This window comes from Nocardiopsis sp. B62, from assembly GCF_018070675.1.
Taxonomy (GTDB): domain Bacteria; phylum Actinomycetota; class Actinomycetes; order Streptosporangiales; family Streptosporangiaceae; genus Nocardiopsis; species Nocardiopsis prasina.
Map to the genome: position 1 here is coordinate 1 of NZ_JAGPXK010000024.1, position 12,507 is coordinate 12,507.

A 12,507-nucleotide genomic window follows, 5' to 3' on the forward strand; every position below is an offset into this window, starting at 1 on the left:
AATGCTGTCTTACCTGATTTCGCCACTTTTGTGTATTCAGGGGTGCTTGTTGGTTTCTGGTGCACTTTGGGCCGTTTGTGTGCTTTTGTAAAAAGAGTGCGACGGATCCCGTTGGGTCCGGGGGGTTTTGGTCACTCGGGTGTCGGGTGGGTGGTTCTCGGGGGGTTCGACACGCCCGATGACGCGAATCGGTTTTCGGTCGTGACCGAGTCGGAATGAATTTCCTTGAACTTGTGAGAGTCCGTTTCGAATGCTCACGATGGGTAGTCATGCCTGATGGCGTCCGCTGGTCTGCCTGGCAGGATCCCCCGAGGAATGGGTGGTCCCCGGTGTCGCGCCTGTGGTCTATTGTCACTCTGTGTAGTCATCTGGAATGACTAATTGAATTAGTAATTCCACGCTCCGGAACTTCTCACCCCCGGGGATGTCGAGTGTGCCTCCGGTTCGGGTTGGGGGTAATCAGGATGGTGTCGTGGCCCGTTAAACTGGAGGCCTTATCCAACGAATAAGGTAATTTGCGCGGCGTGCCCAGGGGATGAGGGGGCCGCCGCCACGGGGAGAAGGGGGACGACTGATGTTCGTCACCATGTTCGGTTCGATGATGTCCGCCGTTTTGATGGCTTCCACTTTTACCGGATGGTCTTGGTGGTAGAACAGAACCGGTGAAACCATGACAGTCCGGTCGTCGTCGGTGGGGGGTGAACGGGGGTGCGGGCTCTTCCTTGGGGCGCGCGTGTCTACGTCGGGATCATCGTTGTCAGTGCTGTCGCCATCATGCTCGTCGGTCCCTACACGGGGATCGACCTGGGGACCCTGGTACTCATCGCGGTCCTCTTCGTCGTCGCGGAGTCGATAAGCACACACGTCGTCGTCGACGTCAAGGAAGCCGGAATCTCGCCGAGCTCGGCCGTGGCCCTGGCCGCCGTCGTGCTGGTGGGACCGGTCGGCGCGGCCGTGGTCGGGTTCGCCTCCTGCCTGGCCGTCCGCAGACAGGGCCTGGTCAAGCGGGCCTTCAACGGGGCGCAGTTCGCGCTGGCGGCCCACGTGGCCGGACACGTCTACCTCCTGCTCGGCGGCACGGTGGGGGTGCCGGGACAGTCCGACTTCCCCGGCATCGTCCTGCCGTACGTCGCCGCGGTCCTGACGCACACGCTGCTCAACTCGGTGCTCATCGGCGTCCTCATGTGGTGCCTGGGCGTCACCCGGCCCCCCGGTGCGGGGCCGATGCGCTGGCGTCCGCTGGCGGCCCTGGAGGTCGCCTCCGTGGGCTACCAGATGCTGGGCCTGGCGATCGCGGCCATCTGGGGCGCGGTGGGGATCATCGCCCCGCTGCTCGTCCTGCTGCCGCTGTTCATCGCGCGGTGGGTCTTCGGGCAGCAGACCGCCGAGGCGCGGGCGCACGAGGCCACCCTGGCCACGCTGTGCCAGGCCGTGGAGACGAAGGACTACTACACCCGGGGCCACTGCATGCGGGTGGCCCAGGGCTCGGCGATGATCGCGGCCGAACTGGGTATGCCCGCCGAGCGGGTGCAGAAGATCCGGTACGCGGGCATGCTGCACGACATCGGCAAGCTCGGGGTGCCCACCAAGGTGCTCCAGAAGAACGGCAAGCTCACCGACGACGAGTACGCGGCGATCAAGCTGCACCCCACGCGCGGGTACGAGATCGTCCGCGAGATCAGCTTCCTGGACGAGGCGCTCGCGGGCATCCGGCACCACCACGAGCGTCTGGACGGGCGCGGCTACCCCATGGGGCTGGTGGGGATGGAGATCCCCGAGTCCGCCCGGATCATCAGCGTGGCCGACGTCTTCGACTGCCTCACCTCGACGCGCTCCTACCGCAAGGCCTGGTCCGTCGAGGACGCCATCGTCGAGCTCCGGCGCTGCGCGGGCAGCCAGTTCGATCCCCGCATGGTGGAGGCCCTCGTCCGGGCCGTCACCCGTGAGGGTTGGGAGACCCCGGACATCGCGGAACCGCCGGGTGGTTGCTACGGCGCCTCCGTCGAGTCCGGGGCCGGGGACACGGGCGCGACGGTGCCGGCCGCACCGCGGCGCGACGGCACGGCACCGGTGGCCGAGTCCACGTCGGCGGCCGCGGTTACGGGGGGCCAGGACCGGTGATGACGCAGAAGCAGTCGGAGGGGCCGCTCCCCGGGCCCTACCCCTGTGGCCCCGAGGGCGGGGCGCTGAGCCACCAGCGGTCCTGGGGGCCCGCCTGGCGCACCGCGAGACCCTTCCGGGCGGTCCTGGTGGGCGGGGTGGGCGCCGCCTCGCTGGCCGCCCTGGTGTGGACCGCGGCGGCCGGGTTCCACCAGCCCTACGTGGCCCTGGCCTTCTGCCTGGTCATCGCGGGCGGCGAGCTGGCCAGGATCACGCTCCCGGGACACCGGGAGTCCGCGCCGATCGCCCTGGCCGGGGCGATCGCCTACGCGTTCCTGCTCAGCCTGGGCGGTGAGGCCAGCCACCACACCGCCTGGCAGGTGGTGGCGGTGGTCGCCCTGGGCGTGGCCCTGGGCGAACTCCCGCACGTGGCGGTGGGCCGCGGCCCACGGCTGGAGGACGTCGCGCGCAGGGTGCTCACCGCGTCGCTGCTCGCCGTCGCCTTCCGCCCCCTGGTGGAGGCCCTGGCCCTGACCGGGCCCTCGGTCGTGGTCGCCCTGATGATGACCGTCCTGGTCGCCCTGGCGTGGTCGCTGGACGTCGCGGTCTCCGCCGTGCTGCGTGCCGAGCGGCTGCGCACCCGCCTGGTCGTGGCCATGCGCGACGAGGCCCGGGCACAGGTCGCCACCGGCGGCGCGATCGCCTCCAGCGGAGTGCTGATCGCCCTGGCCTGCACGGTGACCGGCCTGGTGGGTCTGCTGGTCTTCCTCGCCCCGCTGTTGGTCTCCCAGGTGGCCTTCCGCAGGCACGCCGAGGTGCGCCGCACCTACCTGGAGACGGTGCGGGCGCTGTCCCGCGTCACCGAGGTGGGCGGATACGTGGAGAACGGCCACTCGCGGCGCGTCAGCCAGCTCTCCCACGGCATCGCCTGCGAACTGGGCCTGGCCGAGGCGGAGCTGCTGGAACTGGAGTACGCGGCGCTCATGCACGACATCGGCCAGCTCTCCCTGCGCGAACCCATCGCGGGCGGCGCCACCCTGCTGTCCTCACCGAGGGAACAGCGGCGGATCGCCGAGCTGGGTTCGGCCATCATCCGGGAGACTGGGGTGCTGGACAACGTCGCGGAGATGGTCCGACGCCAGTGCGAGCCGCTGGCCGGGGACGGCGACGAGGGGGTGCCCCCGCTGGGCAGCCGCATCATCAAGGTCGCCAACGCCTTCGACGACCTGGTCGGTGAGAACGGTGACGCCGAACGCCGGGCCGCCGTGGTCGAACGCCTGCGTATGGACACCGGCAGCGAGTACGACCCGCGCGTGGTCGACGCCCTCTCCAACGTGCTCGCGCGCGGCTGACCCGGTCACCCGGGTAAGGGAGAGACCGCCCCGGAGTCCGCGTCACCCGGGCAGGGCGGTGCGTCGACGACGTCCGAGAACCGGGGAACGTTTGCCCACGGCCCCTCCCCATGTGCGGGCTCAGGCCCCGGACCGGCGCCGGGAACGGTGCCGCCGCCAACCGGTGCGGAGGGCGTTGGCGGTGGCGGGGGCGTCGGCGAGGGGCACCGCGAGCGGCCGCGGAAGCGCGGACGCCACGAGCGGGTCCGAGGGCCCCGCACCCGGGCGGAGGGGGCCTCCGGCCCGGGGCGGGAGAAATCCGGTGGGAGGACGGACACGGGGGAGCGCGACGGGGCCCGCGCCGCGCGCGCCTGCCTGGATCAGTCCCGGGGCGGGCGCAGGCGGGTGACGAACTTGTAGCGGTCGCCGCGGTAGAGCGAGCGGACCCACTCCACCGGGTGCCCGTCGCCGTCGAAGCTGTGCTGGCAGTGCAGGACCAGGGGCAGCCCCACGTCCACACCGAGCAGGCGGGCCTCGTTGGGAGTGGCGAGGACGGTCTCGATGGAGGCCTCCGCCTCCGCGAGGGAGACGTCGTAGGCGCTCGCCAGAGCCTCGTAGAGCGACGCGTAGCGGTCCAGCTGCCTCCGGAGTCCGGGGAAACGCCGCGCGGCCAGGTGGGCCGTCTCGACGGCCATGGGCTCACCGTTGGCCAGCCGGAGCCGTTCGATGCGCAGCACGCGGCCGCCGGAGCGGATCGCGAGGAGCTCCGCGAGCTGGTCGTCCGCGTTGATGTAGCTCACGTCCAGGATGCGGGTGGCCGGGTGCAGGCCGTGCGCCCGCATCTCCTGCGTGTAGCTGGTCAGCTGGAGGATCTGCGCGACCTTCGGCTTGGCCACGAACGTGCCCTTGCCCTGGATGCGCAGGAGCCGGCCCTCGACCACCATCTCGGTCAGGGCCTGGCGCACCGTGGTGCGCGAGGTGCCGAACTGGGTGGCCAGTGATCGCTCGGGCGGGACCGGGTTCCCCGCCGGCATCGCCTCGATCAGCTCCAGCAACTGCTTCTTGACCTGGTAGTACTTCGGCACTCTGGGGTTGCCGTCCAGGGTGTGCTGACCAGTCATCAGTCTCCTCCGCCGCGTTCCGCGCCCCGCCCGGACGTGGTCGGTGCGGCCGCCTTCCGGCCGTCGATTGGTGTGGACCACTGGTCGAGTGCGTGTCTCTTGAGTATGCACGGCTTCATGGGATGATTTGTGAGTGCCTCACCTCAGCGACCTCATTCGCCGTCACACGTCACTCAAGCAGGCGGACCTGGAGTGGATCCACTCTCTGGCCTCCGACTGGCAGCTTCTGGCCGACCTCTCCTTCGCGGACCTCGTGCTGTGGGTGCGCCTGCGCGAGGACGACGGGTGGATAGCCATCGCGCAGATGCGGCCCACGACCGGCCCGACCGCCTTCCAGGACGACCTGGTGGAGGCGGTGCTCCGGGACGACATGACCGATGTCACGTCCCGGTCCGCCCCCAGGGTGGTCGGCCGCCGGGCCCTGATAGACCGCGCCTGGAGCGAGGGACGGATCTGCCGCGACGGCGACCCCGACTGGTCCGGCGGGGTCCCGGTGCGCGAGGAGACCATTCCGGTCCGCCGTGAGGGCAACCTCATCGCGGTCATCCAGCGCAGCACCAACCTGAGTTCGGCGCGAACCCCCAGCCGACTGGAGCTCACCTACCTCCAGAGCGCGGGCGACCTCGCCCAGATGATCGCCGAGGGCGCCTTCCCGTTCAGCGACCAGGGGCCGCTCATGGTCCGCTCTCCGAGGGTCGGTGACGGGCTGCTGCGCCTGGACCAGAACGGCGAGGTGGTCTACGCGAGCCCCAACGCCCTCTCGGCGTACCGGCGCCTGGGCCTGGCGGCCGACCTCGTGGGGGCTCGCCTGGACCGCACCACGCTGGAGCTGGCCGCGCAGGGGGAGGCCCGCGACGAGAACCTCACCTACACCGCGAGCGGGCGCGCGCCCCAGGAGGCCGAGGTCGAGGCGCGCGGGATCACCGTGCAGCTGCGGGCAATACCGCTGGTGATCGACGGGGTGCGGATCGGCGCGCTGGTGATGGTCCGCGACGTCACCGAACTGCGGCGGCGCGAGCGCGAGCTGATGACCAAGGACGCCACCATCCGGGAGATCCACCACCGGGTGAAGAACAACCTCCAGACGGTGGCGGCGCTGCTGCGGCTCCAGTCACGGCGTCTGGACATCCCCGAGGCGCGGGCCGCTCTGGACGAGGCGGTCGGCCGGGTGGGGTCCATCGCGATCGTGCACGAGATGCTCTCGCACACGCCGGACGAGGTGGTGGACTTCGACGACATCGCCGACAGGGTCATGCAGATGGCGGCGGAGGTGTCCTCGACGGGTCAGGCCGTGGTGCCCAGGCGCGACGGCCACTTCGGGCTGCTGAACGCGCTGGTGGCGACCCCGTTGTCGATGGTGCTGGCCGAACTGGTGCAGAACGCGGTGGAGCACGGTCTGGGCCAGGGCCCGGGACTGATCGAGGTGCGTGTGCGCCGGTTCGACACCGGGCCGGGCCATCCGGGGCCGAGCAGCCTGGAACTGGCCGTCTCCGACGACGGCGGCGGTCTTCCGGCGGACTTCGACCTGGAGGGGACCACGAGTCTGGGGTTGCAGATCGTGCGAACCCTGATCGTGGGTGAGCTCGGCGGGACCCTGGCGATCAAGCCGAAGGATTCCGGCGGTACCGAGGTGGCGATCAGCCTGCCACTGGAGCACGAGGAGCGGGAGGTTCCCTGAGGGAGCCCGAGGGGCCGGGGGAAACGCTCCCGGTCCGGGGTCCGCACGGACGTGTGCGATCCCCCGCCGCGCCAACGGGGGTCGTCGGTCGGTCGGGGCCGGTGGTCAGCTACGGACCATCGGGCGCAGCGTGGTGCCACGGCGCTTGATGCGACGGCGTTCCTCTTCGGAGGTGCCGCCCCAGACGCCGCCGTCCTGGCCGCTCTCCAGCGCCCACTTCAGACACGCCGAGCTGACCGGGCAGCGCTGACACACCGCCTTGGCCTCCTCGATCTGGTTCAGTGCGGGGCCGTAGTCGCCGATGGGGAAGAAGAGTTCGGGGTCTTCGTCACGGCAGGCTGCGTCATGGCGCCAGTCCATGCGGTCCACTCCTCACAGTGAGGCGATCATTTGTGAAGCTTTTCACGATCGGAATGTGCAAGGGCGCCCGGCGGAGGGGGTCCACCGGCGGTGTCGTCAAGGCCGAGGTAAGTGAGGTTTCACCCCACGGCCACGTGGGAAGCGCCCAAATTAACTCGCCCGTAACTCGCGGCGATATCCTGAGCGTGCCAGGAACGCGGGGGGCATGCAAGAGTCCCCGAGGCCAAAGGTCCTGTTCGGCGTGTCGGGTGCGTCACAGTCATCGGGAATGGCTGCTTTCGACGTTATTAACAGATGATTCGTAATGCCTTCGGTACCGAGTGGAAGTTGACCTCTTCGCGCTCGCCCAGGTATTCACCGTCGATTTGGAAGGCCCGGGGATGGGACGACGAGATGCGTAGTGACACCTGGTCGTGCCAGGTCACGTAGCCGTCTCCGCGTGCGGGAAGGCCCTTGGGGAAGAACATTTGGGAAAGAACCCAGCCAGTCAGCGCGTGCGAGGACTGCGTCAGCGCGAATGCGTCCAGACCCAGTTCGAAACGTGAGGCCGGGGTGGGCTGAAGTGGCAGCGCTCCCGCGTAGGTCCACGGAGTGGTGTTCGTGACCAGCGCGAAATAGACGTCCTCCAGTAACGTTCCGTCGCTGGACACGCTGAGTGACGGATCGCGGATATCGCCCCGGAAGAACAGCTTTACCGCGGTCTCCGCGTACAGCGCGGGGGTGGCCTTCCGGCCGTTGCCGCGTTCCTGCTCCACCTGCTGCACCACATCGGCGTCCCACCCGAAACCGGCGCAGAAAGTGAAGTAACGGTCGTCCTGGTCGCCGGTGATCCGGCCCAGTCCGATCTCCCGCTCACGCCCCGCCCGAATGGCCTCCAGGACGGCGCCGGTCGCCTCGACGGGGTCGCCGGGGACCCCGAGCGAGCGGATGAAGACGTTCGCGCTCCCGCCCGGGATGACGGCGTACCGGGGGCGGGGCAGGTCCTCGGGCGTGGTGAGGAGCCCGTTGACGACCTCGTTCACGGTGCCGTCACCGCCCAGGCTCAACACGAGTTCGTACCCGTCCGCGGCCGCGCCCCGCGCCAGCTCGCGAGCGTGGTCACGATGAGCGGTCTCGACGGGGGTCACGTCCAGCTCGGAGGCCAGGGCGCCCAGGATCACCTCGCGCGTGCGGGAGGTGGTCGTGGTCGCCTGGGGGTTCACGATGAATAGGGCTCGCACCCGGTCAGTCTAGGCGGTGCGTCGTCCGCGACGGGAGCGGAGTCGGGCCTCACCACGGGGGTTCGCCGCGCGTGGGCTCCGGGAGGCCCGTGCGCGGGAGGTGCCTCCGAGTGGGCGGGCCGGAGAGGGGGACACCGGGAGCGCGTATAGGCTCGTCGGGTGTCTTCGCGTCCCTTCACCATCGTCATCGCCGCCGTGCTGGAGGCCCTGATCGGGCTGGTCGCGGCGGTCGCCGGAATCTACAGCCTGTACACCGCGATCACCGGACGGGCCACCGATCCGGTCTCCTCCGCCATCCCGCTCACCGTGATCGGGGTCGGAGTCGGTGTGCTGCTCGTCTTCGTCGCGTACGGGCTCTGGAACCTGCGCGACTGGGCCCGTACCCCGGTGGTGGTCACCCAGCTCTTCATGGCCGTGGTGGCGTACTACATGTACACGGGGGAGCAGTACGTGATCTGCGCGGTCATGCTGGCCGTCGCCGTCGCCGCGGCGGCCGCCGTGCTGGCGCCGCCGACGACCGCGGTGCTGTTCTCCGACACCGAGGGGCGCCGGTAACGGTCACCGCGGCCGTCGGCCGCGCACCGGGTCAGTCGTCCGTGGTCAGCGCCTGCCGCAGCTGGGCCAGGGTGCGCGCCAGCAGACGCGACACGTGCATCTGGGAGATGCCCAGCTCCTGGGCGATCTGGGACTGCGTCATGTTCCCGAAGAAGCGCAGCAGCAGGATGCGCTTCTCGCGGGGCGGGAGCTGCTCCAGGAGCGGTTTGAGCGACTCCCGGTACTCCACGCCCTCCAGGGACTCGTCGACGATCCCCAGGGAGTCGGCCACCGCGGGGGCGTCCTCGTCCCCGCTGTCGGGGGCGTCCAACGACACCGTCGAGTAGGCGTTGGCGGACTCCAGGCCCTCCAGCACCTCCTCCTCGGTCATCTGGAGGTGCGCGGCCAGCTCCGCGACGGTGGGCGAGCGCCCCTCGCGCTGGGACAGGTCGCTGACCGCCTTGGTCAGCGAGAGCTTCAGCTCCTGGAGACGGCGCGGTACCCGCACCGCCCAGCCCTTGTCCCGGAAGTGGCGCTTGATCTCACCGACGATCGTCGGGGTCGCGTACGTGGAGAACTCCACCCCGCGCTCCAGATCGAACCGGTCGATGGACTTGATCAGCCCGATCGTGGCCACCTGCGTGAGGTCGTCCAGCCACTCGCCCCGGTTGCGGAACCTGCGGGCCAGGTACTCCACCAAGGGCAGGTGGAGCTCGACCAGTTCGTCGCGGATCGCCCTGCGCTCGGGCGCGTCCGCGTCGAGGTCGTTAAGGCGCTCGAACAACTCTCTCGCGCGCGCCCGGTCGGGCACCGCGTGCTCGGTCTTCGCTGTCAGAGCGGGCCCCCTTTCGCTCACGCCGGCTCCAGGGCGCCACGGCGTTTGTACAGGACGATGTAGACGCGGTCGTCCGGACCGACCCCCGCGTCGACATCCCCGGCGAGAGCGGAAAGAACGGTCCAGGCGAAGGTGTCACGTGCGGGCAGGCGTCCGTCCGCCGTCATCACCGAGACCGAGATGCGCATCCCGTCGGGGGTGAGTTCGAATTCCGTGGTCAGTTCTGTGCCGGGCAGCGCCTGGGAGAGGAGCATCGCGCAGGCCTCGTCGACCCCGATCCTCAGGTCCTCGATCTCGTCGAGGGTGAAGTCGAGTCGGGCGGCCAGCCCTGCCGTCGCCGTGCGCAGGACAGACAGGTAAGCGCTGTCGGCTGGCATGTTGACGGTGACAGCGTCGCGTACACCGGTGGCGTCGGCCGTGGGCACAGCGGTTTCTTCGGTCACGTCCCTCCTTCGGGGGGCGAGGTTGCCGCTTGAGAGCAATGTATCTCGTTTCACCCTGCCACTGACGCAGGGCGAAGGGATCGTGTCCAGCCCTCGGGGGGCGAACACGAGACGAATGGTCCGTCCGGACCCCCTGCGGGAGCCAGTGCGGTCAGCGCGTCGCCGTTCGGGCGACGGACCGTCAACACATCCGTGGGGGGCCAACCCAGGGTACGCGCCGCGCCGGTGGAGCCCGCCCCCGAGACTCACCGGGGCCGTCGGGCGACCAGCCGCTCCACCATGCCCATCAACAGACGGTCGTGGTGGCCCACCTCGAACCCGACCTCCTCGGCGACGGCGCGGGGCAGTCTGCGCGGGTGCGAGCGCAGGCGTTCGCGCAGCCGGAACGGGAACCGCGTGTACTCGATGTGGTCGACCAGCAGCAGCCGTCCGCCGGGGACCAGGACCCGGTACATCTCGGCCAGGGCTCGCTCCTGGTCGGGGATCGTGCACAGCGCGAGCGCGCACAGGACGGTGTCGAACGACTGGTCGGCGAAGGAGAGCCGTTGGGCGTCGCCCTCCACCAGGTGCACCGGGCGTCCCTGTTCCTCGGCCCGCTCCCGGGCCCGCGCGAGCATGGTGGGGCTCAGGTCCACCCCCGTGAGGAGGACCTGTGGAGGGTAGAGCTCGAGGTTGATCCCCGTACCCACCGCCACTTCGAGGGTGCGTCCCCGCGCGCCGCCGCACAGCAGGCGACGGGTGCGCCGGACACTCGGGGGTTCCACCCGAGACCCGGTGTCGTAACCTCCCGCCCTCTTCTCCCACAGCTCGCGAACCTTCTCCGTACGCGCGTCCATGCCTCTCCCCGGGCAGGTGGATGTCACGTGACGACTCTGGATGCGGGAGCCCCCGGGGTCAAGAGCATCGGGGGTGCTTTCGTGTGAACGAGGAGGGCCCCGCGCTCCGTGGGGAACGCGGGGCCCTCGCGGCTTCGCGGCGGACCGCGCGGCCGGTGTGTCTACAGCACCTTGGAGAGGAAGGCCTGGGTACGCTCGTGCTGCGGGTTGGTCAGCACCTCGGACGGGGTGCCCGACTCCACCACGACCCCGTCGTCCATGAAGACCAGGGAGTCGCCGACCTCGCGGGCGAAGCCCATCTCGTGGGTGACCACGACCATCGTCATACCGCCCCGGGCGAGGTCGCGCATGACGTCCAGCACCTCGCCGACCAACTCCGGGTCCAGCGCGCTGGTGGGCTCGTCGAACAGCATCAGCGACGGCTCCATGGCCAGCGCGCGGGCGATCGCCACGCGCTGCTGCTGGCCGCCGGAGAGCTGTTCGGGGTAGGCGTCCGCCTTGTCCGGGAGGCCGACCCGCTCGAGGAGCTCCCTGGCGCGTTCGGTGGCCTCGGCGCGCGGCACCTTCTTGACCTGTACCGGAGCCTCGATGACATTGCCGAGAACCGTCAGGTGCGGGAACAGGTTGAAGCGCTGGAAGACCATCCCGATGTCGCTGCGCTGGGCGGCGATCTCGGTGTCGCGCAGTTCGTACAGGCGCCCGCGCTTTTGCCGGTACCCCATCAGCTCGCCGTTGACCCACAGGCGGCCGGCGGTGAGCTTCTCCAGGTGGTTGACGCAGCGCAGGAACGTGGACTTGCCCGACCCCGAGGGGCCGACCACGCACATGACCTCGCCGCGCTTGACCTGGAGGTCGATGCCCTTGAGGACCTCCAGGCGCCCGAAGCTCTTGTGGACGTTCTCCGCCACCACGAGGGCGTCGGCGGGCAGTTCGGTGCCCTCCGCGGTCTCCACGACGCCCTCCGGCCCGTGGTCACTGGTCTGGTCTGCCATCAGTGCGCCCCTCCCACGATGCGGTCCCGGACCCCGCGTCCGCTCCGGTTGAACCTGCGTTCGATGAAGTACTGGCCCACCATCAGGACGCTGGTGATGGCCAGGTACCACAGACACGCGGCCACCAGCATCGGGAAGATCTGGTAGCTCCGGGTGCCGATCGCCTGGAGCTGGTAGAAGAGCTCGATGGTCACCGGAACGTAGGCGAGCAACGCCGTGTCCTTCAGCATGGCGATGGTCTCGTTGCCGGTCGGAGGGATCACCACCCGCATCGCCTGCGGCAGGGTGATCCGCCGCATGATCCTGCTCCGGCTCATCCCGAGCGCCTGCGCGGCCTCGGTCTGGCCCTTGTCCACGGACTGGAGGCCGGCGCGGATGATCTCCGCCATGTAGGCGCCCTCGGACAGCGACAGGGCGAGCAGACCCGCCGTGTAGCCCGTCAGGAGGGTGCGCGCGTCGATCTCGAAGAAGCGGGCGTCGCCCTCGAGGCCCAGCCACGGCATCCAGTAGTTGTCGAACGGCAGCCCGATGTGGATGGTCGAGTACAGGATGGCGAGGTTGCCGAAGAGCACCGCCAGCACGAGCCGGGGCACCCCGCGGAAGAACCACGTGTACATCCAGGAGACCGTGACCAGCACGGGGTTACCGGACAGGCGCATCACCGCGAGGATGATGCCCAGGAGGACACCGATGACCATCGACAGCACGGTCGCGCTCAGCGTGACCCACACGCCCCGGAGCACGGGCTCGGAGAACATGTTGTCGAACATGAACGGCCAGTTGAACGCGGGGTTCGTGAACAGCATGTGCACGAACATCGCGGCGAGGACCAGGATGATCCCGGCGGCCACCCACCGTTCGGGGTACCGGACGGGGACGGCGGTGATCGGAGCGGCCGAACGGCCCGGGGTCGGTTCCTTCGACCCCGGGCCGCCCACCGGTTCGCTCGGTGAGGTCACAGTCAGACTTTCGCTTGGTTGACGGGAGTGCGCGGTGCTGTGGGGCGTGTCCGGCGGACACGCCCCGGCTGCGCGTCGGATGCGCCGCTCGCGACGGC

The 12,507-nt window shown here is 69.7% G+C and carries 12 protein-coding genes; 4 read left to right on the forward strand and 8 right to left on the reverse strand.

Annotated elements, in window-relative coordinates; all coding sequences use genetic code 11:
* Positions 1-774 precede the first annotated feature (774 nt).
* Positions 775-2,121 (forward strand): HD-GYP domain-containing protein, encoded by a 1,347-nt coding sequence (locus tag KBX21_RS21025; RefSeq protein WP_199776573.1) that lies wholly within the window; start codon positions 775-777, stop codon positions 2,119-2,121.
* Positions 2,121-3,452, forward strand: coding sequence for an HD domain-containing phosphohydrolase (locus KBX21_RS21030; protein ID WP_049572711.1), 1,332 nt, complete (start codon positions 2,121-2,123; stop codon positions 3,450-3,452). Before KBX21_RS21025 ends, KBX21_RS21030 begins: the two co-directional genes overlap by 1 nt.
* 359 nt (positions 3,453-3,811) lie before the next feature.
* Here the strand turns inward: KBX21_RS21030 and KBX21_RS21035 are convergent, their stop codons facing one another.
* Positions 3,812-4,552 carry a GntR family transcriptional regulator gene (locus tag KBX21_RS21035; RefSeq protein WP_017542519.1) on the reverse strand — a complete coding sequence of 247 codons (741 nt, stop codon included), beginning with the start codon at positions 4,550-4,552 and terminating at the stop codon, positions 3,812-3,814.
* A gap of 133 nt (positions 4,553-4,685) precedes the next feature.
* On the opposite strand from KBX21_RS21035, the gene KBX21_RS21040 reads away from it, so the two are divergent.
* Complete coding sequence (locus tag KBX21_RS21040; protein WP_049572715.1) at positions 4,686-6,230, forward strand: sensor histidine kinase; 1,545 nt, start codon at positions 4,686-4,688, stop codon at positions 6,228-6,230.
* 105 nt (positions 6,231-6,335) lie between these two features.
* Here the strand turns inward: KBX21_RS21040 and KBX21_RS21045 are convergent, their stop codons facing one another.
* Together KBX21_RS21045 and KBX21_RS21050 are read right to left on the reverse strand one after the other, a co-directional pair.
* A complete protein-coding gene (locus KBX21_RS21045; RefSeq protein ID WP_017542521.1) occupies positions 6,336-6,590 on the reverse strand; it encodes a WhiB family transcriptional regulator in 255 nt (84 codons plus the stop codon).
* Between the two features lie 287 nt (positions 6,591-6,877).
* Entirely contained in the window at positions 6,878-7,810 is a 933-nt protein-coding gene (locus KBX21_RS21050; RefSeq protein ID WP_210843224.1) for a diacylglycerol kinase family protein, read from the reverse strand.
* Between the two features lie 159 nt (positions 7,811-7,969).
* Between KBX21_RS21050 and KBX21_RS21055 the strand changes: the two genes are divergently transcribed.
* Positions 7,970-8,365, forward strand: a complete 396-nt coding sequence (locus tag KBX21_RS21055; protein WP_049572719.1) for a hypothetical protein — start codon at positions 7,970-7,972, stop codon at positions 8,363-8,365.
* A 31-nt stretch (positions 8,366-8,396) separates the two neighbouring features.
* Here the strand turns inward: KBX21_RS21055 and KBX21_RS21060 are convergent, their stop codons facing one another.
* From KBX21_RS21060 to KBX21_RS21080, 5 genes are all read right to left on the reverse strand, one after another.
* Positions 8,397-9,155, reverse strand: coding sequence for an RNA polymerase sigma factor SigF (locus KBX21_RS21060; protein ID WP_199776574.1), 759 nt, complete (start codon positions 9,153-9,155; stop codon positions 8,397-8,399).
* A 41-nt stretch (positions 9,156-9,196) separates the two neighbouring features.
* Complete coding sequence (locus tag KBX21_RS21065; protein ID WP_026128903.1) at positions 9,197-9,622, reverse strand: anti-sigma factor; 426 nt, start codon at positions 9,620-9,622, stop codon at positions 9,197-9,199.
* Between the two features lie 245 nt (positions 9,623-9,867).
* Entirely contained in the window at positions 9,868-10,458 is a 591-nt protein-coding gene (locus KBX21_RS21070) for a class I SAM-dependent methyltransferase (protein ID WP_049572723.1), read from the reverse strand.
* Between the two features lie 161 nt (positions 10,459-10,619).
* Positions 10,620-11,450 carry an amino acid ABC transporter ATP-binding protein gene (locus KBX21_RS21075; RefSeq protein WP_017542527.1) on the reverse strand — a complete coding sequence of 277 codons (831 nt, stop codon included), beginning with the start codon at positions 11,448-11,450 and terminating at the stop codon, positions 10,620-10,622.
* Positions 11,450-12,409 carry an amino acid ABC transporter permease gene (locus KBX21_RS21080; RefSeq protein ID WP_017542528.1) on the reverse strand — a complete coding sequence of 320 codons (960 nt, stop codon included), beginning with the start codon at positions 12,407-12,409 and terminating at the stop codon, positions 11,450-11,452. Before KBX21_RS21080 ends, KBX21_RS21075 begins: the two co-directional genes overlap by 1 nt.
* Between the last annotated feature and the right edge of the window lie 98 nt (positions 12,410-12,507).

Coding starts and splice junctions, on each gene's coding strand:
- KBX21_RS21030 (WP_049572711.1), top strand. CDS start 2,121: ATGACGCAGAAGCAGTCGGAGGGGCCGCTCCCCGGGCCCTACCCCTGT.
- KBX21_RS21025 (WP_199776573.1), top strand. CDS start 775: ATGCTCGTCGGTCCCTACACGGGGATCGACCTGGGGACCCTGGTACTC.
- KBX21_RS21045 (WP_017542521.1), bottom strand. CDS start 6,590: ATGGACTGGCGCCATGACGCAGCCTGCCGTGACGAAGACCCCGAACTC.
- KBX21_RS21075 (WP_017542527.1), bottom strand. CDS start 11,450: ATGGCAGACCAGACCAGTGACCACGGGCCGGAGGGCGTCGTGGAGACC.
- KBX21_RS21035 (WP_017542519.1), bottom strand. CDS start 4,552: ATGACTGGTCAGCACACCCTGGACGGCAACCCCAGAGTGCCGAAGTAC.
- KBX21_RS21070 (WP_049572723.1), bottom strand. CDS start 10,458: ATGGACGCGCGTACGGAGAAGGTTCGCGAGCTGTGGGAGAAGAGGGCG.